Annotated in this window: 17 protein-coding genes, 1 rRNA gene and 1 pseudogene; 4 read left to right on the top strand and 15 right to left on the bottom strand. The window is 73.5% G+C overall.

Going from position 1 to position 22,473, the window contains the following annotated elements:
• Nucleotides 1–101: 101 nt before the first annotated feature.
• From ACFYXA_RS33345 to ACFYXA_RS33335, 3 genes are all read right to left on the bottom strand, one after another.
• The gene (locus ACFYXA_RS33345) at nucleotides 102–2,159 is read right to left on the bottom strand and encodes a tetratricopeptide repeat protein (protein WP_389039984.1); all 2,058 of its coding nucleotides are present in this window, start codon (nucleotides 2,157–2,159) and stop codon (nucleotides 102–104) included.
• Nucleotides 2,160–2,315: 156 nt separating this feature from the next.
• Complete coding sequence (locus ACFYXA_RS33340) at nucleotides 2,316–2,942, bottom strand: NUDIX hydrolase (protein ID WP_352250528.1); 627 nt, start codon at nucleotides 2,940–2,942, stop codon at nucleotides 2,316–2,318.
• 96 nt (nucleotides 2,943–3,038) lie between these two features.
• Complete coding sequence (locus ACFYXA_RS33335) at nucleotides 3,039–4,724, bottom strand: CTP synthase (RefSeq protein WP_352250530.1); 1,686 nt, start codon at nucleotides 4,722–4,724, stop codon at nucleotides 3,039–3,041.
• Nucleotides 4,725–5,268: 544 nt separating this feature from the next.
• Between ACFYXA_RS33335 and ACFYXA_RS33330 the strand changes: the two genes are divergently transcribed.
• Complete coding sequence (locus ACFYXA_RS33330; protein WP_352250557.1) at nucleotides 5,269–7,071, top strand: glycoside hydrolase family 15 protein; 1,803 nt, start codon at nucleotides 5,269–5,271, stop codon at nucleotides 7,069–7,071.
• 92 nt (nucleotides 7,072–7,163) lie between these two features.
• Nucleotides 7,164–8,813 (top strand): PucR family transcriptional regulator, encoded by a 1,650-nt coding sequence (locus tag ACFYXA_RS33325; RefSeq protein WP_389039979.1) that lies wholly within the window; start codon nucleotides 7,164–7,166, stop codon nucleotides 8,811–8,813.
• A 51-nt stretch (nucleotides 8,814–8,864) separates the two neighbouring features.
• On the opposite strand, the gene ACFYXA_RS33320 is transcribed toward ACFYXA_RS33325, so the two are convergent.
• The 5 genes from ACFYXA_RS33320 to ACFYXA_RS33300 form a co-directional block, all read right to left on the bottom strand.
• Nucleotides 8,865–9,986: a glycosyltransferase family 4 protein gene (locus tag ACFYXA_RS33320; protein ID WP_352250534.1), complete on the bottom strand. Its 1,122-nt coding sequence runs from the start codon at nucleotides 9,984–9,986 to the stop codon at nucleotides 8,865–8,867.
• Nucleotides 9,987–10,379: 393 nt separating this feature from the next.
• Complete coding sequence (recN, locus tag ACFYXA_RS33315; protein WP_352250536.1) at nucleotides 10,380–12,107, bottom strand: DNA repair protein RecN; 1,728 nt, start codon at nucleotides 12,105–12,107, stop codon at nucleotides 10,380–10,382.
• A gap of 100 nt (nucleotides 12,108–12,207) precedes the next feature.
• Nucleotides 12,208–13,113 (bottom strand): NAD kinase, encoded by a 906-nt coding sequence (locus ACFYXA_RS33310; protein WP_130443973.1) that lies wholly within the window; start codon nucleotides 13,111–13,113, stop codon nucleotides 12,208–12,210.
• Nucleotides 13,110–13,925, bottom strand: a complete 816-nt coding sequence (locus tag ACFYXA_RS33305; RefSeq protein ID WP_352250539.1) for a TlyA family RNA methyltransferase — start codon at nucleotides 13,923–13,925, stop codon at nucleotides 13,110–13,112. Before ACFYXA_RS33305 ends, ACFYXA_RS33310 begins: the two co-directional genes overlap by 4 nt.
• A 35-nt stretch (nucleotides 13,926–13,960) precedes the next feature.
• Nucleotides 13,961–14,215: a hypothetical protein gene (locus tag ACFYXA_RS33300; RefSeq protein WP_389039972.1), complete on the bottom strand. Its 255-nt coding sequence runs from the start codon at nucleotides 14,213–14,215 to the stop codon at nucleotides 13,961–13,963.
• A 42-nt stretch (nucleotides 14,216–14,257) separates the two neighbouring features.
• Between ACFYXA_RS33300 and ACFYXA_RS33295 the strand changes: the two genes are divergently transcribed.
• Entirely contained in the window at nucleotides 14,258–14,605 is a 348-nt protein-coding gene (locus ACFYXA_RS33295) for an SCP2 sterol-binding domain-containing protein (RefSeq protein WP_389039969.1), read from the top strand.
• A 36-nt stretch (nucleotides 14,606–14,641) separates the two neighbouring features.
• Here ACFYXA_RS33295 and ACFYXA_RS33290 read toward each other — a convergent pair whose 3' ends face one another.
• From ACFYXA_RS33290 to ACFYXA_RS33275, 4 genes are all read right to left on the bottom strand, one after another.
• Nucleotides 14,642–15,520 carry an ABC transporter ATP-binding protein gene (locus ACFYXA_RS33290; RefSeq protein WP_389039966.1) on the bottom strand — a complete coding sequence of 293 codons (879 nt, stop codon included), beginning with the start codon at nucleotides 15,518–15,520 and terminating at the stop codon, nucleotides 14,642–14,644.
• On the bottom strand, nucleotides 15,517–16,536 hold the full coding sequence (locus ACFYXA_RS33285; protein ID WP_389040223.1) for a FecCD family ABC transporter permease: 1,020 nt from the start codon (nucleotides 16,534–16,536) through the stop codon (nucleotides 15,517–15,519). The genes ACFYXA_RS33290 and ACFYXA_RS33285 overlap by 4 nt, the downstream gene beginning before the upstream one ends.
• 92 nt (nucleotides 16,537–16,628) lie before the next feature.
• Nucleotides 16,629–17,672: a FecCD family ABC transporter permease gene (locus tag ACFYXA_RS33280; RefSeq protein ID WP_389039962.1), complete on the bottom strand. Its 1,044-nt coding sequence runs from the start codon at nucleotides 17,670–17,672 to the stop codon at nucleotides 16,629–16,631.
• A 174-nt stretch (nucleotides 17,673–17,846) separates the two neighbouring features.
• Nucleotides 17,847–18,908: an HAD-IIA family hydrolase gene (locus ACFYXA_RS33275; protein WP_352250549.1), complete on the bottom strand. Its 1,062-nt coding sequence runs from the start codon at nucleotides 18,906–18,908 to the stop codon at nucleotides 17,847–17,849.
• Between the two features lie 73 nt (nucleotides 18,909–18,981).
• Between ACFYXA_RS33275 and ACFYXA_RS33270 the strand changes: the two genes are divergently transcribed.
• Nucleotides 18,982–20,265, top strand: a complete 1,284-nt coding sequence (locus tag ACFYXA_RS33270) for a DUF1015 domain-containing protein (protein WP_389039957.1) — start codon at nucleotides 18,982–18,984, stop codon at nucleotides 20,263–20,265.
• An 88-nt stretch (nucleotides 20,266–20,353) separates the two neighbouring features.
• On the opposite strand, the gene ACFYXA_RS33265 is transcribed toward ACFYXA_RS33270, so the two are convergent.
• From ACFYXA_RS33265 to rrf, 3 genes and pseudogenes are all read right to left on the bottom strand, one after another.
• Complete coding sequence (locus ACFYXA_RS33265; RefSeq protein ID WP_352250561.1) at nucleotides 20,354–21,085, bottom strand: hypothetical protein; 732 nt, start codon at nucleotides 21,083–21,085, stop codon at nucleotides 20,354–20,356.
• A 21-nt stretch (nucleotides 21,086–21,106) separates the two neighbouring features.
• Nucleotides 21,107–21,835: pseudogene (locus tag ACFYXA_RS33260) on the bottom strand (tetratricopeptide repeat protein); the annotation flags it as partial.
• 547 nt (nucleotides 21,836–22,382) lie between these two features.
• A 5S ribosomal RNA gene (gene rrf, locus ACFYXA_RS33255) occupies nucleotides 22,383–22,473 on the bottom strand; the annotation flags it as partial.

Here is a 22,473-nt window from a genome sequence, read left to right as displayed (position 1 = left end):
GACAAACCCGGATGCATTGGGCATACGGGGACATACCGCAGGAGAACGTGCGGCAGAGCCAGTCTAATGAAGGTGTTCCCGCTGTCCAGCCTTTCAATGCATCAATCTTCAGCAGGAGTACTGCGGATTTCGCAGGCGTCGGCCGTGTGTTCCGGCTCTGACTCGGTGCCGGGGGCCTCATCTCCCAGGATGCGCTCCGCCGCGCCCCGGTGCAGGCGGGCGGCCGCCGGGTCGCCGAGGTGCTCACAGGTGTCGGCCAGCCGCAGGTGCAGCGCGGCCCGCAGGCGCGCGTCCTTAGCGCGGTGGGCCCACTCCACCGCCTCCTGACAGGTGCGCAGCGACTCCTCGGGCCGGCCCGCGTACTCCTGGACTCGGGCCAGCTCGCTCAACGCCCGCGCCTGCGCGCCGACATCGCCGCTCTTGCGGTGCACGGCCACGGCGGCCCGCCAGCCGCGCTGCGCCTCCCCGTAGCGGCCGGCGTAGGTGTGCGCGGTCGCGATACGGCCGTACAGGCGGGCGGCGTCGGCGCGCTCGTCGCGGGCCAGCCGCTGGGCGAGGGCCCGGCCGAACCAGTCGGCGGCCCGCTCGTAGTCGCCGAGCTCCAGATGCGCGCCGCCTACGGATTCCATCGCGCGGCCGGTCGCGTACGGGTCGTTCGCCTGGCGTCCGGCGTCCAGCGCGGCCCGGTAGCGCACCAGGGCCTGGGCGGTGCGCCCGGTGCGGGCGTCCACGTCGCCCAGGTTCAGCAGGGCGGCGGCCTTCTCCCGGGGCAGCCCGCGGCGCTCGGCGACGTCCAGGACGAGCTGGTGGACGCCGTACAGGTCGGGCGCGGCGCCTTGGGCGCCGAGGTGGGCGACCATCGCCTTGACCAGCTGCGCCATCAGCCGCCTGGCCAGGGTGTCCAGCTCGCCGTCGGCGACCGCGAGCCGGGCGGCCCCGAGCAGCGCGGGCCGGCGCGCATCGAGCCACTCGGCGGCCGCCTGCGGGGAGGCGAAGCGCAGGGCGCTGGGCATGCCCTGGAGCTTCTCGCGGGCCTGGGGGTTGTCGGTCTCGGTGACGGCACGGCAGGACTGGAGCAGCCGCACCGTCCGCTCCAGCATGCGGGCGCGGGCCAGCTGGAGCTCGGCCGGCCGCTCGTGGGCCTCGGCGGCCGCGCGCAGCAGAGGGTGCAGACAGCCGGGGATCTCGTACTGGGGCGGTGTGGACGGCACGGGCCGCAGCAGGCCGAGGGCGGCGAAGTCGTCCAGGGTGCTGCGGGCGGCGCCGATCGAGCAGCCGGCGAGGGCGGAGGCGGTGTGGGCGTCGACGAGCCCGGCCGGGGCGAGGGAGAGCAGGCGCAGGGTGCGGGCGGCGGTGGGGGCCAGCCCGTGGTGGACGAGTGCGAAGAGGCGGCTGAGCGGGGTGCCCTCGTCGCCCTCGGCGTGGAGCTGCTTGGCGAGGTCGGCGACGGCCGACTTGGGGCGGGCGGCGAGCCAGCCGCCGGCGAGGATCAGCGCCACGGGGTGGCCCTGGCAGGCCTCGACGAGCCCTTCGGCGGAGCGCGGGTCGACGGTGATGCGGACCGAGCCGATGCGACGGGTGAGCAGTTCCAGGGCGGACTTGGTGTCCAGGCCGCCCAGGGTGCAGGGGCGCACGTCGGAGATGCCGGTGAGCGGTCCCGCGGAGACGGCGACGACCAGGCACTCCGGGGTGTCCGGGAGCAGTGCGTCGACCTGCTCGGCGCCGGCCGCGTCGTCGAGGAGGACGACGGCGCGCCGTTCGGCGAGCGCTTCGCGCAGGCAGGCGGAGAGGTCCTCCTCGGACGCGCCCGCCGGGGCCGGCCGCTCCAGGGCGGCGAGCAGTGCGCGGGCGGCCCGCTCGGCCGGGACGGGGGTGCCGTCGGCGTCGGCGAGGCGGGCGCGCAGCACGCCGTCCGGGTAGCGGCCGGCGACCCGGCGGACGAGTTCCCCGGCGAGGGCGCTGCGGCCGGAGCCGGGCCGTCCGGCGATGAGGAGGACCCGCGCGCGGGGCGGCTTGTTCCCCGCCAGGGTGTCCAGGCCCGCGCGCTCGATGTCCGCGCACAGCTCCTTCAACTCCCGGGTACGGCCCAGGAAATGGCCCTCCGTCGCAGCGTGTCCCGACAGCTTGACGCCGTCTGTGTCCACTGCCTGATCCGTCACGGGCCACCCTCCCGTCCACCGCGCACGCGAGCCCGCCGGACCTTTCGGATCGGGCGATTCCAGAGCCTAGTTCACGCTCTGAGACCTTCCGGGAGGAGCGCGGCGGAGACGTCGCCCGATCGGATCAACCGATCGTCACACCGGCCTCTGGGCCGTTCAGGCTTCGAACGGACGGGCCGGCCAGGGGGCCTCCGCCGGGCGCAGCGCGTCCAGGCCGTCGCCGGCGCGGGCGGCGACCAGCGAGAGGACGCCGACGACCAGGCAGTTGTTGTGCACGTCGCCCGCGAGCACCGCGCGCACGAGGTCGCCGACCGGCACGCGCGCGTGCTCCATGTCGGCCTCCTCGTGCTCGACCTCGAAGCGCCGCCCCTCGGCCTCGGACAGATTGCGGGCGAGGAAGATCCGTACGGCCTCATCGCAGCCGCCGGGCGTGGTGTAGACGTCGGTCAGCACCCGCCAGTCCTCGGCCTTGACGTGCGCCTCCTCGTACAGCTCGCGCTGGGCGGCGTGCAGGGGGTTCTCGCCGGGCACGTCGAGCAGGCCGGCCGGGATCTCCCACAGCTTCTCCCGGACGGGGTGCCGGTACTGCTTGATCAGCAGCACCCGGTCCTCGTCGTCGAGGGCGACGACGGCCACCGAACCGGGGTGGACCTGGTAGTCGCGGCGGACCACCGTGCCGTCGGGCATGACCACGTCGTCCGTGCGCACGGAGGTCTTGTTGCCCGTGAAGGGGGTCTCGGTCGCCCGGATCTCCCACTCCTCGGCGGTGTCCTTGATCGTCATGCCTGTCCTTCCGTGTCCTGCGCGACCTGCCGAAACGAAACCGGGGTGCGACCCCTCGGGTAAGGGACGCACCCCGGCCACCGTACAACCGGTGTGTTACTTCGCGGTCTTCTCCGCGCGCTGGGCCTGCTGGCGCTCGACGGACGCCTTCACGAGGCCGGCGAACAGCGGGTGCGGACGCGTGGGACGCGAACGCAGCTCGGGGTGCGCCTGCGTGGCCACCAGGTAGGGGTGGACGTCGCGGGGGTACTCCACGTACTCGACGAGCTTGCCGTCCGGGGAGGTGCCGGAGAACAGGATGCCCGCCTTCTTCTCCAGCTCCGCGCGGTAGGAGTTGTTCACCTCGTAGCGGTGGCGGTGGCGCTCCTCGACGTACTCCTTGCCGTCGTACACCTCGCGCACGATGGAGCCCTCGGCCAGCTTGGCCGGGTACATGCCCAGGCGCATCGTGCCGCCCATGTCGCCCTCGCCGGCGACGATGTCGAGCTGCTCGGCCATCGTCGAGATGACCGGGTGGGCGGTGGCGGAGTCGAACTCGGTGGAGTTGGCGTCGGGGATGTCGGCCAGGGTCCGCGCGGCCTCGATCACGATGCACTGCAGGCCGAGGCAGAGGCCGAGCAGCGGGATCCTGTTCTCGCGGGCGTACTTGATCGCGCCGACCTTGCCGAGCACGCCGCGGTCGCCGAAACCGCCCGGGATGCAGATGCCGTCGACGTCGCCGAGCTGCTGCGCGGCGCCCGCCGGGGTCTTGCAGTCGTCCGAGGTGACCCACTTGATCTTCACGCGGGCCCGGTGGGCGAAGCCGCCGGCGCGCAGCGCCTCGGTGACCGAGAGGTAGGCGTCCGGCAGGTCGATGTACTTGCCGACCAGGGCGAGGGTGATCTCGTGGTCGGGGTTGTGGACGCGGTCGAGCAGGTCGTCCCAGGTCGTCCAGTCCACATCACGGAACGGCAGGTCCAGCTTGCGTACGACATAGGCGTCCAGGCCCTCGCCGTGCACGGTCTTGGGAATGTCGTAGATCGAGCGGGCGTCGGGGCAGGCCACGACCGCCGCCTCGTCCACGTCGCACATCAGCGAGATCTTCCGCTTGATCGCGGTGGGGACCTCGCGGTCGCAGCGCAGCACGATCGCGTCCGGCTGGATGCCGATGTTGCGCAGGGCGGCGACGGAGTGCTGGGTGGGCTTGGTCTTCAGCTCGCCCGAGGGACCGATGTAGGGCAGCAGGGAGATGTGCACCACGAACACGTTGTCCCGGCCGACCTCGTGGCGGACCTGGCGGACGGTCTCCAGGAACGGCAGCGACTCGATGTCGCCGACCGTGCCGCCGACCTCGGTGATCACGACGTCGACCTCGTCCGTCGCCATCCGGCGGATGCGGTGCTTGATCTCGTTGGTGATGTGCGGGATGACCTGCACGGTGTCGCCCAGGTACTCGCCGCGCCGCTCCTTGGCGATCACGGTGTTGTACACCTGGCCGGTGGTGACGTTGGCGGAGCCGTCCAGATCGCGGTCGAGGAAGCGCTCGTAGTGGCCGATGTCCAGGTCGGTCTCGGCGCCGTCGTTCGTGACGAACACCTCACCGTGCTGGAAGGGGTTCATCGTGCCGGGGTCCACGTTGAGGTAGGGGTCCAGCTTCTGCATCACGACGCGCAGGCCACGGGCCTTGAGCAGCATGCCGAGGCTGGAGGCCGTCAGACCCTTGCCGAGCGAGGAGGCGACACCCCCGGTGACGAAGATGTGCTTGGTCGTCGAAGTGCTGTTTCGGAAAGCAGCGGGCGGCATGGCCAAGAGGGGGCTCCCGTGGTCGCGGTATGGGGGTGCGGTACGGCGCCACGGAGGCTTTCACCAGCGGATTCCGCCGGAGGTCTCCGGGGGTGCCGTCGCTGCGGTTCGGGGGTTTCGTGCCCACCGGTCCACGGGCTACCAGGGTATCAGCGCCTCGGGGAGATGGCTTCCGGCCACCCTGCGCGCACGGACCGCCACGGACGTGCGCACACACACGCGCCCGTCACCCGTTGCTCACCCGTTCGGCTCACCCGCGTTGCCCGGAGCGGCACACAGATCATCTACGTGCGTCGTATCCTGCTCGGACACTCACTGCCGAGCCCGTCCTTCCGAACGCGGCACCACCCCCGTCCGTATCCATCGGAACAACGAGAGTTCGTCAGTTCGTTGAGCAGAGATCGGCGTTTTTGCCAACACGGCTGGGCGACTGCTTTGCTTCAAGGCTCAACGACGCAGTACGACGTAATCACAACATCCCCCTTGACCGCACTGAGCGACAGCCCCCTCGTGGGGTGACGTGGCCGTTCGACTGGAGTTGCACGTGGCCGGGCGCATCGAAGACTACGCACTCATCGGAGACATGCAGACAGCCGCGCTGGTCTGCCGTGACGGCACGGTGGACTGGCTCTGCCTGCCCCGCTTCGACTCGCACGCGATCTTCGCAGGGCTGCTGGGCACCGAGGAACACGGCTTCTGGCGCCTCGGCCCCGCCCACGCCGCCGACACGGAACCGCCCCGGGCGGTCCGGCGCGGCTACCGCGGCGACTCGCTCATCCTGGAGTCGGAGTGGGACACCCCCCGCGGCACGGTCCGGGTGACCGACTTCATGCCGCCGCGTGACGGCGCCCCCCAGCTCATCCGCATCGTCGAGGGCGTCTCGGGCCGCGTCCCCATGCGCTCCACCCTGCGCATGCGCTTCTCCTACGGCCGGGTCGTCCCCTGGGTGCACAAGCACGAGGGCCGCACGGTGGCCGTCGCGGGACCGGACTCCGTGTGGTTCGACGCGGAGGCGGAGACCTACGGCAAGTCGCTGACCACGTACGCGGACTTCACCGTCACCCCCGGTGAGCGGATCGCGTTCAGCATCTCCTGGCAGCCCTCCCACAAGGAGCCGCCGGCGCTGCCCGAGCCGGAGCAGTCGCTGGTGGCGACGGAGGAGTTCTGGCGCGAGTGGGTCGAGCACTGTACGTACCACGGCCCCTACCGCGAGGCCGTGATCCGCTCGCTGATCACGCTCAAGGCCCTGACCTACGCGCCCACCGGCGGCATCGTCGCCGCGCCCACGACCTCCCTGCCCGAGGACATCGGCGGCGTCCGCAACTGGGACTACCGCTACACCTGGCTGCGCGACGCGGCCATCACCCTGTCCTCGCTGCTGCGCACCGGCTACCGCGAGGAGGCCCGCGCCTGGCGCGAGTGGCTGCTGCGCGCGGTCGCCGGCGACCCGGAGAACCTCCAGATCATGTACGGCATCGCCGGCGAGCGCGAGCTCGGCGAGGCGGAGCTGGACTGGCTGCCCGGCTTCGAGAACTCCGCGCCGGTCCGGGTCGGCAACGGCGCCGCCCACCAGCTCCAGCTGGACGTCTACGGCGAGGTCACCGAGGCGCTGCACCTCGGCCACATGACCGGCCTCGCCCGCAACGACTACGCCTCGCTGCTCCAGCTGAAGCTGATCCGCTACCTGGAGAAGCACTGGGACGAGCCGGACGAGGGCATCTGGGAGGTGCGCGGCCCGCGCCGCCACTTCGTGCACTCCAAGGTCATGGCCTGGGTCGCGGTGGACCGCACGATCAAGCTGATCGAGTCCGGCGACGCGGACGGCCCGCTGGAGCGGTGGCGCGAGCTGCGCGACGACATCCACCGGGACGTGTGCGAGAAGGGGTACGACAAGGAGCGCAACACCTTCACGCAGTCGTACGGCTCCAAGGAGCTGGACGCCTCGCTGCTGCTGATCCCGCAGATGGGCTTCCTGCCGCCCGACGACAAGCGCGTCATCGGCACCATCGAGGCGATCCAGCGGGAGCTGTCCACCCCGGACGGCTTCATCCTGCGCTACCCGACCTCGGGCGGCGAGGAGGGCGTCGACGGCCTCCCCGGCGACGAGGGCGCGTTCCTCGCCTGCTCGTTCTGGATGGCGGACGACCTCGCGATGATCGGCCGCGTGGACGAGGCCCGCAAGCTCTTCGAGAAGCTGCTGGCTCTGCGCAACGACCTCGGCCTCCTCGCCGAGGAGTGGGACCCCCGCCTCCAGCGCCAGGTGGGCAACTTCCCCCAGGCCTTCAGCCACGTCCCCCTGATCGACACAGCCCTCCGTCTGACGGCGTCGGGGGCCTACGGAGGCTGAACGGCTCGTCCGCCCCGCGGGCGCGAGGCAAGGGAGTCACTCCCGGTCCGCGGGGAGTGAGCCGTCCGGTCGCCAGGGGTAGCGTCCGCTGCATGGACAGCCCCACGGACCACCGTTTCGACACCCAGGGCGCCGGCATCACCGTGCGGCGCGCGCTGGAGCTGCCCGGTCTGCGCAGCGGGCTGCCGGAGGTCCTGGCCGGCGCCGAGCGGCTCGGGCGGACCGTGCGCTGGGTGCACGCGGGCGAGGTCCCGCACATCGCCTCCCTGCTCAAGGGCGGCGAGCTGCTGCTGACCACGGGCTACGGCCTCGGCACCCGTCCGGCCGAGCAGCGGGCGTTCGTGCGCACCCTGGCCGAGCGGGGCATCGCCGCCCTGGTGATCGAGCTGGGCCCGCGCTTCACCCGCCTGCCCTCGGCCCTGGTGGAGACGGCGCGGGCGACCGGCCTGCCGCTGGTCCAGCTGCACCGCGAGGTGGCCTTCGTGACCGTCACGGAGGAGGTCCACACCGAGATCGTCAACGGCCACTACGCGCTGCTCCAGCAGGCGGAGGAGGTGCACCGCCGGTGCACGCAGGCGCTGCTCGGCGGGGGCGGCATCCCGCAGGTGCTGGGCATCCTGGCCGACTTCAGCGGCAACCCCGTCTTCCTGGAGACGACGGACGGCCGGCTGCTGTACGCCGCCGGAGCCGGGCCGGAGGGCGCCGATCCGCTCCAGGTGTGGGAGGGCTTGCGCGACCCGCACAAGGACGCGCCGCCGCCCGCCGGCTCGGCGCTGGTGGACGTCCCCGGGGGCGGTCCGGGGCCGGGGGCAAGTTCGGCGCGGGCCCGGCTCGTGCTGCTGCCCGTGCGCGCCCCGCTCGCTCCGGTGCACCGGATCGCCGCGGAGCGGGCGGCGGGGATCCTGGCCGTCGTGCTGATGCAGGCGCGGCAGGAGGAGGAGCTCGCGGCGCGGGGCCGGGGAGACTTCCTCACCGATCTCGCCGAGGGGCGGATCGCGGCGGAGGACGCGCCGGCGCAGGCGCGCGTCCTGGGCTTCAGGCCCGGCGCCGGCCCGCTGCTGCCGGTGGTGATGCGGCTGGGCGACGCGCTCTCCCCGGGCGGCGGCTGGGCGGTGCTGGCGCGGGCGGTCGCGGAGGAGCTGGCCTCGGTGGGCGTGCCGGCGCTGCTGGGCGTGCGCCCGGTGGAGGGCCGGGTGCCCCTGCTGCTGGGGTTGCGGTCGGAGTCGGAGCGGCCGGCGGTGGCGGACCGGGTGGCGGCGGCGCTGCGGGCCGGGGTGGAGCGGGCCGGCATCCTGCGGCCGGGCGCCCAGCCGCCGGTCGTGGTCGTCGGGGTGGCGGGCGGCTGGGCGGCGGCCTCGGCGGGGCTGCGGCACGCGGCGGAGACGGCGACGGCGGCGCAGGGCCTGCCGGACCGCCCCTGGTACGACGCCCGCCGTCTGGACATCGACCTGCTGCTGTGGCGGCTGCGCGACCATCGCGACCTGGCGGCCTTCGTGGACCGCGCGATCGGCCCGGTCCGCGACCACGACCGCCGTTCCAAGCCGCCGCTGCTGCCCACTCTGGAGACGTATCTCGCCCATGCCGGCCGCAAGGCGGAGACGGCCCGCGAACTGCATCTGAACCGTCAGACGCTCTACAACCGGCTGGCCCGCATCGGCGAACTCCTGGGCAGCGACCTGGACGACCCGCAGACCGTTCTGGCTCTGAGCCTGGCCCTCCGGGCCCGCCGCCATGTGCCGTGAGCGTCCTGGTGCGCAGCCCGCGGGCGAGGCGGACAGCGCGGCGACACACGGTCAGATCATCGGCTGAGGTTGCGTCAACTCGTCGTAGACGCTGAGGACTTGGGCGACGGTCTCGTCCTCCGTGGGCCAGGTCGCGGCCTGGAGCGCGCCCAGGCGGCGCAGCCGTTCGCAGTGGTCGGGGTCGGCGAGGAGGCGTACGACGGCGGCGGCGAGGGCGTCCGCGTCGCCGTGCGGGACGAGTTCGGCCGCGTCGCCGACGAGCGCGCGCACCCCGCCGGTGAGGACGGCGACGAGCGGCACGCGTGCGTGCAGGGCCTCCTGGGCCAGGGCCGAGTGCGACTCCCCGTCGCCGGGCAGCAGCGCGAGGTCGGCGGCGGCGAGCAGTTCGCCCACGTCGTCCCGGTGCCCGATGAGCCGGACGGGCAACTCCTCGGCCTCGATGCGCCCTTGGAGCTCAGCCCGCAACGGCCCCTCCCCCGCGACGACGACCAGCGGCAGCGGATCGAGGCGGCGCCACGCGCGCGCGGCGTCCAGCAGGACGTCATGGCCGCGGTGACGGTCGAGAGGGCCGGCGGCCACCAGCAACGGGCGTCCCGTCGCGCCGAGTTCGGCCCGCACCTTGGGCCCCGGCAGCTCCGGGTCGGCCCGCTCCCGCCGGGACACGGCGAGCGCCACGGCGGCGAGCCGCGCGTCCCGTGCGCCCGTGCGGCGGGCCCGGTCCACGAGATCGGAGGTCGTGCCGAGCACCACGGCGGCGGCTTTCGCCACCCGCCGCTCCAGCAGCCGCAGCAGATGCGCGCGGGCGCCCTCGGCACGGGCCCGGCTGTGCCAGGTGACGACGAGCGGGGTGCGCCGCCCGCTGAGCGCGAGGACGGCCCGGAACGAGGCGTGCAGCCCGTGCGCGTGGACGAGGTCGGCGTCCGCGCAGGCCGCCCTCAGCGCCGCCACCGCGCCCGGGTCGCTGCTGCGCGGCACGTGCACGTGTGCGGCGCCGGCGTCCGTGAAGCCGTGGGCCTGGTCGGCCTCGGCGGGGGCGCACACCGTCACCCGCACGCCCCGTGCGACGAGCCCCGCGGCCAGCGAGCGCACGTGGGCGCTGCTGCCCGCGTTGCCGCCGCCCAGCACCTGCACGGTGCGCAGCGGCGACTGGCCGTGCGGTGAGTGGCTGCTCACGTGGCCGGAGCTCCTGGGTCGGCGTCGGACGGTCACGAAGAAACGTACGGAAGGGCCGGGCGAAGGGGTGGACCGCTCGAACTCCTCTCGTCCTGTGCCAAGGATGCCAGCACGTACGGGTGTTCCGTGCCGCCGAGCTGCCGCGTTCCCGGCAACACCGCCCCTGTTGTCACCCACACGAGTGAAGGAAGGCGGGGTTCCGTTCGATGTCGCCCACCGAAGGGCGAAGGGCGGGACGGCGGCCCGTAGACCTCCGTCCCGCCCCTCACCCACCGTGTGTCCTGCGCGTCGTGCCGCTCGCGCCGCCGGCCCGCACGCGAACGCGCCCCCGGACGCGCCCCTTCCGCGCCCTCGCGCGTCCACGCGTCCCCCGCACGCGCCGCCGGTCGTCCCCTACACGTCCGCCCGCGCCGTCGCGAGCAGCTCCTCCGCGTGCGCCCGGGCCGTCTCGGAGTCCTCCTGGCCCGCGAGCATCCGCGACAGCTCCCGGATGCGCTCCTCGCCCTCCAGGACCTTCACGCCGGAGCGGGTCACCGAGCCGTCGTTCGTCTTCTCCACCAGCAGCTGCCGGTCGGCGAAAGCCGCGACCTGCGGCAGATGCGTGACCACCACGACCTGCGCGGTCCTCGCGAGCCGCGCCAGCCGCCGCCCGATCTCCACGGCCGCCTTGCCGCCCACGCCCGCGTCGACCTCGTCGAAGAGATACGTCGGCACCGGATCAGTGCCCGCGAACACGACCTCCACCGCCAGCATCACCCGCGAGAGCTCACCGCCGGACGCGCCCTTGGCGATCGGCCGCGGCGGCGCGCCCGGATGCGGGGCGAGCAGCAGCTCGACCTCGTCGACGCCGGACGGCCCGTAGGCGACGGCCCGCCCGCCGACCTCCACGCCCTCCGCGTCCTCCGACTGCCTGATCTCGAACGACACACGCGCGTGCGGCATCGCCAGCGAGGCCAGCTCGGCGGTCACAGCGGCGGCGAACCGGTCCGCGGCCTCCGTCCGCGCGTCCGTCAACGCCTGCGCCAGCCCGCCCAGCTCGACCCGCAGCGCGTCCCGCTCCGCCGTCAGCTCGTCGATCCGCTCGTCGTCGCCGTCCAGCTCGGTGAGCCGTACGACGCCCCGCTCGGCCCAGGTCAGCACCGCGTCGACGCCCTCGCCGTGATGGCCGTACTTGCGGGTCAGCGCCGTGAGAGCGGCCCGCCGCTCCTCGACCGCCGCGAGCCGCAGCGGGTCGGCGTCGAGATCGTCGGCGTACCCGGCCAGCTCACCGGCCACGTCGCCGAGCAGGATGCCCAGCTCGCCGATCCGGTCCGCGAGCGCGGCCAGCGCCGGATCGTGCGACCGCACCGCCTCCAGGGCCCGTGCTGCGCCCGCTACGAGCGTGGCGGCGTCGATGCCCTCCGGGTCCTCGGGATTGCCGGCCAGCGCGGCGTGCGCGGCCGTCGCCGCCGAGGACAGCGCCTCCGCGTGCCCGAGCCGCTCCGCCTCCTCCGCCAGCTCCGCGTCCTCCCCGGCGCGCGGCTCCACGGCGCCGATCTCCTCCAGCCCGAAGCGCAGCATGTCGGCCTCCTGGGCCCGCTCACGCGCGCGCGTGGTGATCTCGTCCAGCTCGGCGGCCACGGCCCGCAGCCGCTTGTATGCCTCGGTGTACTTGGCGAGCGGCACGGCCACCGCGTCCCCGGCGTACCGGTCGAGGGCCTGCCGCTGCCGGGACAGCTTGAGCAGCCCCTGCTGGTCGGTCTGCCCGTGCACGGCCACCAGCTCGTCCGCGAGGTCGGCGAGCAGACCCACCGGCACGCTCCGCCCGCCGACGTGCGCCCGTGAGCGCCCCTCGGCGGAGACGGTACGGCTGATCAGCAGCGCGCCGTCGTCGAGCTCGGCCCCGGCCTCCTCGGCCCGTACGACCACCGAGGCGTCCGCGGGCACGGCGATCCGCCCCTCCACGACCGCCTTCTCGGCGCCGATCCGCACGAGCGCGGCATCGGCGCGCCCGCCCAGGAGCAGGCCGAGGCTGGTGACCACCATGGTCTTGCCCGCGCCCGTCTCACCGGTGACGGCGGTGAAGCCGGGCGACAGCTCGACGACCGCGTCGTCGATGACCCCGAGTGACCGTATCCGCATCTCCTCCAACACGGAGAAGACCTTACGAGGTCGGAGCCGGGGAGTGCGAGGCACCCTGTCACCCGGGTGAGTGGAGTTCAGCGCACCGCCCGTGAACCGCTCAGTGCCGTGCCCCCCGCCACCCGGCCACCGGCAGCGCGAACTTCGCCACCAGGCGGTCGGTGAACGACGCGTGGTGCAGACGGGCCAGCCGCACCGGCACCGACCCGCGCCGCACCTCCACCCGGGCCCCCGGCGGCAGCTCGAAGGTGCGCCGTCCGTCGCACCACAGCACGCCCGGCGGGATGTGCGGCAGCAGCTCGACCGCGAGCACCGAGTTCGGCGAGGTCACCAGCGGCTTGGCGAACAGCGCGTGGGCGCTGATCGGCACCATCAGCAGCGCCTCGACCTCGGGCCACACCACCGGCCCGCCCGCCGAGAACGCGTACGCCGTGGAGCCGGTCGGCGTCGACAGGACGATGCCGTCGCACCCGAAGCCGGTGACCGGCCGCCCGTCGATCTCCAGCACGACCTCGAGCAGCTTCTCCGCGCCGGCCTTCTGCACCGCCGCCTCGTTGAGCGCCCAGTCGGTGTGCACGATGTCCCCGTTGCGGTGGACGACGACGTCGACGGTCATCCGCTCCTCGACCTCGTACGCCTTCGACACCACCCGGTCGACGACCTTGTCGAGGTCGTCGCGCTCGGCCTCGGCCAGGAAGCCGACGCTGCCCAGGTTCACGCCGAGCATCGGCACCCCGGACGCCCGCGCGAACTCCGCGCCGCGCAGCAGCGTGCCGTCGCCGCCGAGGACGATGAGCAGCTCGCAGCCCTCCAGGCACTGCGGGGTGGCCTCGGAGACCAGCTCCACCTCGCTCGGCAGGGGCAGGTCGGCGGCCTCGTACTCGAGGACGCGCACCACGATGCCGGACCGCAGCAGCCCCTTGACCACCAGTTCCGCGCTGCGGATCGCCGCGGGCCGGCCCGTGTGGGCGAGCAGGAAAACAGTACGCGCTCGGTTCTGTGTCAACGCGGCCCCTCCGCCACTGCACGCTCGACATCGGCCGGGTCCAGGGCGGGCGCCCCGGCCCGGAGCCACAGGAAGTACTCGACGTTGCCCGACGGCCCGGGCAGCGGACTGGCGGTGACCCCCTCCGCCCCGAGTCCGAGCTCCCACGCCTTCGCGGCCACGCCCCGCACCGCCTCGGCCCGCAGCTGCGGGCTGCGCACGACGCCCCCGCTGCCCAGCCGTTCCTTACCCACCTCGAACTGCGGCTTGACCATCATCACCAGGTCGGCGTCCGGCTTGGTGCACCGCGCCAGGGCCGGCAGCACCAGCCCGAGCGGAATGAAGGACAAGTCCCCCACGACAAGATCCACAGGCTCCCCATCGATCGCTTCGAGCGTCAACTCGCGTACGTTCGTACGGTCCTTGACGGTGACGCGTTCATCGCTCTGCAGGGACCAGGCGAGTTGTCCGTATCCGACGTCGACGGCGACGACGTGCGCGGCGCCCGACCGCAGCAGCACATCGGTGAAACCGCCGGTGGACGCGCCGGCGTCCAGCGCCCGCCGCCCCTCGACGACAAGCCCCCGGGGCATGAACGCCTCAAGCGCGCCGGCCAGTTTGTGCCCGCCGCGTGACACGTAGTCGGGATCGTCGGCGTCGGTCGAGACGACGATCGCGGCCGCCGTCTCGACCTGCGTGGCCGACTTGGTCGCGACGGTCTTGCCGACCGTGACCCGCCCCGCGGCGATCAGCTGGCCGGCGTGCTCCCGCGACCGCGCGAGCCCCCGGCGCACCAACTCCGAGTCCAGACGACGGCGTGCGACTCCTGCCACGTTCGGTTCAGCTCCTGTGTTGTCCGTACGGTGGATCAATGCGGGGCGTCGAGCGCGGTGAGCGCGTCGCGCAGTCCCCGGTGGACATCCTCGTACACCTCGACGTGGCCGTCGGTGGCGAGGTGGTCGGCGTCGGCGAGCCGGTCCAGACAGGCGTCCACCTCGTCGCGGCCGGTGGGCGTGCGGCGGACGAGCAGGGGGGCGGGCGCGCCGGGGCCGGCCTCGCCGCCGCGCTGGTCGCCCTCCGGTGGGCCGTGCGGGACCTCGTCGTCCGGCGCTGAGTCGTTCATGCCTCGACGCTACCGCGAACCGCTGAGGTACCGTCGGGCGCTATGGCCACGATCGTGGAGTGCCGTACGGCACTGGAGAAGCTGTCGGACAAGATGCGGGACGCCGACGGCGACGTCCGGCAGGCCGCGGCCATGGACCGCTCGGTCAGCTGCCATGTCACCGACCTGGACGTCACCTTCACGGGGCGCATGGCCGACGGCCGCATAAAGGTCGACGACACCCTCCAGGGGCCGCCGCCGCAGAAGGCGCAGATCCGGCTGGCCATGACCGGCGACGACCTGGTGGCGCTGGTCGACGGCGAGCTGAACTTCGCGAAGGCGTGGGGCTCCGGCCGGGTGCGGCTGGAGGCGGGTCTGCGCGACCTGTTCCACCTCAGGAAGCTCCTGTAGCGGTCCGGCGCCCGGGTGCCCCCGCGAGCCGCCGGCTCAGGAGGTCTCGGCGGCCGCGACCTTCGTCACACCGCCCGCCCGTGCCTTCCGCGCCGCCGGCACCACCAGCGGGGTGCCCGTCTCCGGGTCGTCGATGACCTGGCAGCGCAGCCCGAAGACCTCCTCCACCAGCTCCGCGGTGACGACGTCGCCCGGCGCGCCCTGCGCGACGACCGTGCCGCCCTTGAGCGCGATCAGGTGCGTGGCGTACCGCGCGGCGTGGTTGAGGTCGTGCAGGACGGCGACCAGGGTGCGGCCCTGCTCCTCGTGCAGCTCGGCGCACAGGTCGAGGACGTCGATCTGGTGCTGGATGTCGAGGAAGGTGGTCGGCTCGTCGAGGAGCAGCAGCGGGGTCTGCTGGGCGAGGGCCATCGCGATCCACACGCGCTGACGCTGGCCGCCCGACAGCTCGTCGACGTACCGGTCGGCGAGTTCGCCCACGCCCGTGCGCGCCATGGACTCCCTTACGACCCGCTCGTCCTGCGCCGACCACTGGCGCAGGACGCCCTGGTGCGGGTAGCGGCCCCGGCCCACCAGGTCGGCGACGGTGATGCCGTCCGGCGCGATCGAGGACTGCGGCAGCAGGCCCAGCGTCCGCGCGACCTTCTTCGCCGGCATCGACTGGATGACCTGCCCGTCGAGCAGCACCCGGCCCTCGTTCGGCTTCAGCATCCGCGACAGCGCCCGCAGGAGCGTCGACTTGCCGCACGCGTTGGGGCCGACGATCACGGTGAAGGAGTTGTCGGGGATCTCCACCGACAGTCCTTCGGCGATGACCCGCTGGTCGTAGGCGAGGGTGACGTTCTCGGCGGACAGGCGGTTCACGGTGCTCCTAGCGTTGTTCGTCCCGCTGCCGGCGGGAGTGCGGGAACTCATATCCGGCCCGACCGGCGCTCGGCGACCAGCAGCCACAGCAGGTAGACGCCGCCGAGGACGCCGGTGACCACGCCCACGGGCAGCTGTCCGTCGCCGAACAGCCGCTGGGCGGCCCAGTCGGCGGTGACCAGCAGGGCGGCGCCCATGCACAGGGAGGGCACCAGGTTGGGTCCCGGCGAGCGGGTCAGCCGGCGGGCGAGCTGCGGCGCGGTGAGCGCGACGAAGGCGACGGGGCCGGCGGCGGCGGTGGCGGACGCGGTGAGCAGGACGGCGGCCACCATCAGCAGCATCCGCACGCGCTCCACCCGGACCCCGAGGGCGTTGGAGACGTCGTCGCCCATCTCCATCATCCGCAGGCCCCGCGCGTTGGCGAGGACGAGCGGGACGAGCACGCAGAACAGTCCGAGCAGCGGCCACACCTGCTTCCAGTCGCGGCCGTCGAGCGAGCCGGTCATCCACACCACCGCGCGGGCCGCGTCCACGAGGTCGGCCTTGGTGAGCAGATAGCCGTTGACGGCGGAGGCGATCGCCGACACGCCGATGCCGACCAGCACCAGCCGGTATCCGTGCACGCCCCGCTTCCAGGCGAGCAGATAGATGGCCGCGCCGGTCACGAGACCGCCGGCCAGCGCCCCCGCGGCGACCTGACCGGCGGAGCCCGACAGCAGCACGATCACCACGAGCGCGCCGGCCGTCGCACCCTGCCCGAGGCCGAGCACGTCCGGGCTGCCCAGCGGATTGCGGGACACCGCCTGGAACACCGCGCCGCCGAGGCCCAGCGAGGCCCCGACCAGCAGCCCGACCAGGACGCGAGGCAGCCGCAGCTCGTTGACGATGAACTCCTGCCCCTCGGTGCCGTTCCCGGCCAGCGTCTTCAGCACGTCCCCGGTGGAGATCGGGAAGTCGCCGGTGCCGATCAGCACCACGCTCGCGGTCAGCGCGGCGAGCAGCAGCAGCACGACGACGACCAGCGCACGGACGTCCACGCGCAGGGAGATCCCTCCGGGCCCGCGCAGCGCGCGGACGGCGCGGGACGTCCGGGCGCCCTGGCCCGCCTGACCGGGCCGGGCCGTTTCTCGTTCCCGCGGTGCGGTGTGGGATGCGCTCTTCACAGCTGGGCCGTCCTCCGCCGTCGTACGAGAAAGATGAAGACCGGGCCGCCGATGATCGCGGTGATGATGCCGACCTGGACCTCCGACGGACGGGAGACGACCCGCCCGATCACGTCGGAGCCGAGCAGCAGCACCGGCGAGAGGATCGCCGCGTACGGCATGATCCAGCGCAGATCGGGGCCGGTGAAGGAGCGGACGACGTGCGGGACCATCAGTCCTACGAACACGATCGGCCCGCAGGCGGCGGTCGCCGCGCCGCACAGCACGGTGGCGGCGAGGATCGACAGCGCCCGGGTCCGGCCGAGGTGCGCGCCGAGCGCCCTGGCGGTGTCGTCGCCCATGGCCACCGCGTTCAGCGGTCGGGCCAGGGCGAGCGAGAGCAGCGTGCCGACCGCGATGAAGGGCAGCACCTGCCGGATCGTGTCGTCGGTCGCCGAGGACAGCGAACCGACCGTCCAGAAACGCATCTTGGCGAGCGCCGCCTCATCCATGATCATCACGGCCTGGACGTAGCCGAACAGCGCGGCGCTGATCGCGGTGCCGGCGAGCGCCAGCCGCACCGGCGTGGCGCTGCGGCTGCCGCCGAGGAACCACACCAGCGCCCCGACCGCCGCCGCGCCGAGGAACGCGAACCACACATAGCCGCTCAGGCTGGTGACGCCGAAGTAGGTGAGAGCGGTGACCACGGCGGCCGAAGCGCCCGCGTTGATGCCGAGCAGACCGGGGTCGGCCAGCGGATTGCGGGTGAGCGCCTGGAGCACGGTGCCGGCCAGCCCGAGCGCCGCCCCGGCCAGCAGGCCCAGCGCGGTCCGCGACAGCCGCTCGTCGACGACGACGTCCGCGTACGTCCCCGAGCCCTCGAACACGCCGTGCCAGACCTGCCCCACCGACAGCTCCTTGGCGCCGATGGCAATGCTCGCCACCGCCACCAGCAGCAGGACCGCGACGGAGACGAGCAGTCCGACTGCACGTATCGCCCGGCGGGTTGGGGGCGCGGGGGCGGTCTCCGCGCGCTGTTCGGGAACACTGTCGACCAACACGCAGTTAGGTTAGCCTACCCTCCCAACCTGACCCGATCCCCGGTCACGAGCCGGACGCGGACCGCCTGGTCACCGGCCGGACGCCTGACCGCCTGCCTGGTCGCCGGCCGGACGCCTGACCGCCTGCCCGGCCACCGGCCGGCCCCGGACGGGCCGACTGGAGTGCGGACCGTCTCACAGACCCAGCCGCGCCAGCGCCTTCCCCGCATCGAGCCCGCACGAACCCTCGCCCGCCGACGTCCACGCCGCCGCGCACAACGCCCGCAGCCCGTCCAGGACTTCGCCGTCCCCGTCCAGCCGCAGCCTCCCCCGCTCCCGGCCTCCCTCATCCTGGCCGACCGCCCCGTCCGCCGTCGCCGTCCAGCCGCCGCACCGGAAACCGTCCCCGTCCGCCGTGACCTCCGGCTGTCCGGTGAGCATCCCCCGCAGATCGGCGTCCACATATGTCGGCCGGTGCTGCGGCGGCGCGGCCAGAAGCTGCGCCCCGTCGGTCACCCCGGTGAGGACCAGCAGCGAGTCGACCCCGCCGTTGAACGCGCCCTCGATGTCGGTGTCCAGCCGGTCGCCGACCACCAACGGCCGCTCCGCGCCCGTCCGCAGAATCGTCTCCCGGTGCATCGGGGGCAACGGCTTCCCCGCGACCTGCGGCTCGGCACCGGTCGCGATCCGCACCACCTCCACCGCGGCCCCGTTGCCCGGGGCGATCCCCCGCCCGCTGGGAATCGTCAGATCGGTGTTGGACGCGAACCACGGCACCCCGCGCGCGACCGCGTACGACGCCTCGGCGAACCGCCCCCACGGCAGATCCGGGCCGCCGAACCCCTGCACCACGGCCGCCGGATCGTCGTCGGCGGACTCCACCGGCACCAGCCCGCGCTCCCGCAGCGCGACCCGCAGCCCCTCCCCGCCGATCACCAGCACCCGCGCGCCCGCGGGCACCTGCTCGCTGATCAGCCGGGCCACCGCCTGCGCCGAGGTGATGACCTCACCGGCCTCCGTCGGAATCCCCAGCTCCGTCAGATGCCCCGCCACCGCGTCGGGCGTCCGCAGCGCGTTGTTGGTGACGTACGCGAGCCGCATCCCGCCCTCACGAGCCCGCTCCAGCGACTCGACGGCGTGCGCGATCGCGCTCCCGCCCGCGTACACCACCCCGTCCAGATCGAGCAGCGCCGTGTCGTACGCCTCGCTCAGGGCCCGCCCACTGGCCTCGGGCCTCGTCCTGACGCTCGGGCTCATTCCGCATCGCTCCTCGTTCGCTCGCTGTTCCCTCGATCATCGCGCACGCCACTGACACACGTACGATGCCGGGATGAACACTGCAGGTCACTCGGAAGCAACGGCGCCCCGAGGCCTGGAACTCACCCCGTTCCGAGGCCTGCGCTACGACCCCGACCGGGTCGGCAGCCTCGCCGCCGTCACGTCCCCGCCGTACGACGTCGTCGTCCGCCCCGACGGCCTGCACCAGCTCCAGGACGCGGATCCGCACAACATCGTCCGGCTGATCCTCCCTCAGGCCACCACACCGGCCGTCCGCAACGAACAGGCCGCGAAGACCCTCCGCGGCTGGCTCGCCGACGGCGTCCTGGCCCCCGACCCCGAACCCGCCCTGTACGTCTACGAGCAGCGGCACGCCGACGGCATGCTCCAGCGCGGCCTCATCGGAGCCCTGCGCGTCTCCGAACCGTCCGCCGGCGTCGTCCTCCCCCACGAGGACGTCATGCCCCACGTCGTCGCCGACCGCGCCGCCCTCATGCGCGCCACGTGCGCCAACCTCGAACCGCTCCTGCTCACCTACCACGGCGACGGCGCGACGGCGGACATCCTGGACCGCACCGCCGAGCGCCCCCCGCTCCTGCACACCACCACCGAGGACGGCTACAGCCACCGCCTGTGGTCCATCACCGACCCGGACGAACTGGCCCGCGTCCAGGCCGACCTCGCCCCCCATCAGGCCCTGATCGCCGACGGCCACCACCGCTGGGCGACCTACCGTCGTCTACGCGCGGAGCACCCCTCCCCCAGCCCCTGGGACCACGGCCTCGTCCTCCTCGTCGACACGCTCCGGTACCCGCTGCGGGTCCGCGCCATCCACCGGCTGCTGCACGGTCTGCCCGTCTCCGACGCCCTGGCCGCCGTCGACGGCCTGTTCCGCGTCCGCCGCCTGGACGTCGCGCTGCCGGACGCGCTCACCGCCCTGGCGGACGCGGCCGCCGCGGGCAACGCGTTCCTCCTCGCCGGCGACGGGGCCTTCCACCTCCTCGACCGCCCGGACCCGGACGTCCTCGCCCGAACCGTCCCCACCGACCGCCCGCCGGCCTGGCGCTCCCTGGATGCGACGGTCCTGCACGCGACGCTCCTCCACCACGTCTGGCACGTCCCCGAGGACGACCCGGCTCACATCGCCTACATCCACGACACGGCCGCCACCGTGGAGAAGGCGGAGCGCGACGGCGGCACGGCCGTCCTGCTGCACCCGGTCCGCGAGGAGGTCGTCCGCGACCTCGCCCGCCAGGGCGTCACCATGCCCCGCAAGTCCACGTCGTTCGGCCCGAAGCCGGCCTCCGGCCTGGTCCTGCGCGCACTGGACCTCTGACGCCGGGATCTCCCGGCCCCCGGTACGCGAAAGGGGCGGGACCCCGGTCGTGGCGACCGGGATCCCGCCCCTTCACTTCACGTGCGTCTCAGCTCTGAGCGTCGTCGTCGCTCTCGGCCGGCTCGTCCTTGACCGCGTCCTCGTCGAGCGCGTCGACGAACTCGACGCCGTCCAGCTCGGCCAGCCGGTCGGACGCGTCCGTGCTGCCGTCCCGGTCGGCCTCGACGGCCTTGGCGAACCACTCCCGCGCCTCGCCCTCACGCCCGGCGGCGAGCAGCGCGTCGGCGTACGCGTACCGCAGGCGCGCGGTCCACGGCTGCACGGAGTTGGAGGCCAGCTCCGGGCTCTGCAGCGTCACGATCGCCGCGTCCAGCTGCCCCATGTCGCGCCGCGCACCGGCCGCGACGAGCCGCATCTCGACCTGCGCGGCCTTGTCGAGCTTGTGCACCTCGGGGGCCCCGGCCATGTCCAGCGCCTTCTCCGGCCGTCCGAGCCCGCGCTCGCAGTCGGCCATGACCGGCCACAGCTCCACGCTGCCCGTCATCCGCCGGGCCGCCCGGAACTCGGCGAGCGCCTCGCTGTACTTCTGGTTGGCGTACGCCGCGAACCCGGCCGCCTCGCGCACCGCAGCGACGCGCGACGCGAGCCGCAGCGCCACCTTGCTGTACCCGTAAGCGCCCTCGGGGTCCTCATCGATGAGGCGCGCGACCATCACCAGGTTCCTGGCGACGTCCTCGGCGAGCGTCTTGGGCAGGCTCTGGAGCTCCTGCCGCACGTCCTTGTCGATCTCGTCGCCGGTGACGTCCTCCGGGATGGGCAGCCGCTTGATCGGCTCCCGGTCGCGGTCACGGTCCCGCTCGTCACGGAACCGGCCACCGCCACGGCGGTCGTCCCTCCGGTCGTCGCGTCGGTCGTCACGCCCACGGAAGCCGCCCGGTCGCCCGCCGCGGTCGTCACGACGGGGGCCACCACGGCCACCGCGGTCGTCCCTGCGGTCGTCACGCCGGTCGTCGCGTCCGCGGAAGCCACCGCGGTCACCGGGACGGCTGTCGTCACGGCGGAACCCACCACGGTCGCCACCGGAGCGAGTGTCGTCGTCGCGGCGGAACCCACCGCGATCGCCACCGGAGCGGCTGTCGTCACGGCGGAACCCACCACGGTCACCACCGGAGCGGGAGTCGTCACGGCGGAACCCACCGCGATCGCCACCGGAGCGGCTGTCGTCACGGCGGAACCCACCACGGTCACCACCGGGGCGGGAGTCGTCACGGCGGAACCCACCGCGGTCGCCACCACGGTCGTCCCTGCGGTCGTCTCGACGGTCGTCGCGCCGATCGTCACGGCGGAAGCCGCCACGGTCGCCGCGGTCGTCACGGCGGAAGCCGCGGTCACCGCCCCGGTCGTCGCGGCGGCCGTAACCACCGCGGTCGTCGCGGCGGTCGTCACGACGCTCGTCGCGCCGGTCGCCGGTGCGGCTGTCGTCACGGCGGAAGCCGCCGCGGTCACCGTCCCGGTCGTCGCGCCGTGCGTAGCCGCTGCGCTGGTCGTCGCGCCGGAAGGCCGGCCGGTCGCCACGGTCGCTCCGCTCGTCACGGCGGAAGCCGCGGTCGCGGTCGTCGCGCTGGAAGGCCGGACGGGAACCCCGGTCGTCGCGCTGGAACGCCGGGCGGGAACCGCGGTCGCCGTCACGACGGTCGTCACGGCGATCATCGCGCCGGCCGTAGCCGCCACGGTCACGATCGCCGTACCCGCCACGGGGGCTGTCGCCCCGCCGGTCGTCGCGGCGGTCGTCACGCCGGTCGTCACGACGACCGAATCCGCCGCGGTTGTCGTCCCGGCGGCCGTAGCCACCGCGATCATTGCCACCACGGTCGCCGCCGGGGCGGTCGCCGCCGCCGCGCCGATCGTTGTCGCGGCGGTCGAAGTCGCGGCGGAAGCCACCTCGTTCACCGCGATCGCCACGGCCACCACCGTCCCGTCGCCGCTGGTCGCGCTCCGGTCGGTCGTCGGGAGAGTTGGTGGACATGGTGACTCCTGTCTTCGGTACTGCACAAGCATATAAAAAAGGACCCCTGGTCCCAGCGTGAACGCTGGGACCAGGGGTCCTTCCAAAGATTGTTCGGCGGCGTCCTACTCTCCCACAGGGTCCCCCCTGCAGTACCATCGGCGCTGTGAGGCTTAGCTTCCGGGTTCGGAATGTAACCGGGC

Source organism: Streptomyces sp. NPDC002566, assembly GCF_042889585.1.
GTDB lineage: Bacteria > Actinomycetota > Actinomycetes > Streptomycetales > Streptomycetaceae > Streptomyces.
This window is presented reverse-complemented; position numbering and strand designations above follow the sequence as displayed.

Excerpts from the sequence above, each read along its gene's own strand:
- recN (WP_352250536.1), bottom strand. The coding sequence starts at position 12,107 with ATGCGGATACGGTCACTCGGGGTCATCGACGACGCGGTCGTCGAGCTG.
- ACFYXA_RS33300 (WP_389039972.1), bottom strand. The coding sequence starts at position 14,215 with ATGAACGACTCAGCGCCGGACGACGAGGTCCCGCACGGCCCACCGGAG.
- ACFYXA_RS33295 (WP_389039969.1), top strand. The coding sequence starts at position 14,258 with ATGGCCACGATCGTGGAGTGCCGTACGGCACTGGAGAAGCTGTCGGAC.
- ACFYXA_RS33290 (WP_389039966.1), bottom strand. The coding sequence starts at position 15,520 with ATGAGTTCCCGCACTCCCGCCGGCAGCGGGACGAACAACGCTAGGAGC.
- ACFYXA_RS33325 (WP_389039979.1), top strand. The coding sequence starts at position 7,164 with ATGGACAGCCCCACGGACCACCGTTTCGACACCCAGGGCGCCGGCATC.
- ACFYXA_RS33275 (WP_352250549.1), bottom strand. The coding sequence starts at position 18,908 with ATGAGCCCGAGCGTCAGGACGAGGCCCGAGGCCAGTGGGCGGGCCCTG.
- ACFYXA_RS33270 (WP_389039957.1), top strand. The coding sequence starts at position 18,982 with ATGAACACTGCAGGTCACTCGGAAGCAACGGCGCCCCGAGGCCTGGAA.
- ACFYXA_RS33335 (WP_352250530.1), bottom strand. The coding sequence starts at position 4,724 with ATGCCGCCCGCTGCTTTCCGAAACAGCACTTCGACGACCAAGCACATC.
- ACFYXA_RS33340 (WP_352250528.1), bottom strand. The coding sequence starts at position 2,942 with ATGACGATCAAGGACACCGCCGAGGAGTGGGAGATCCGGGCGACCGAG.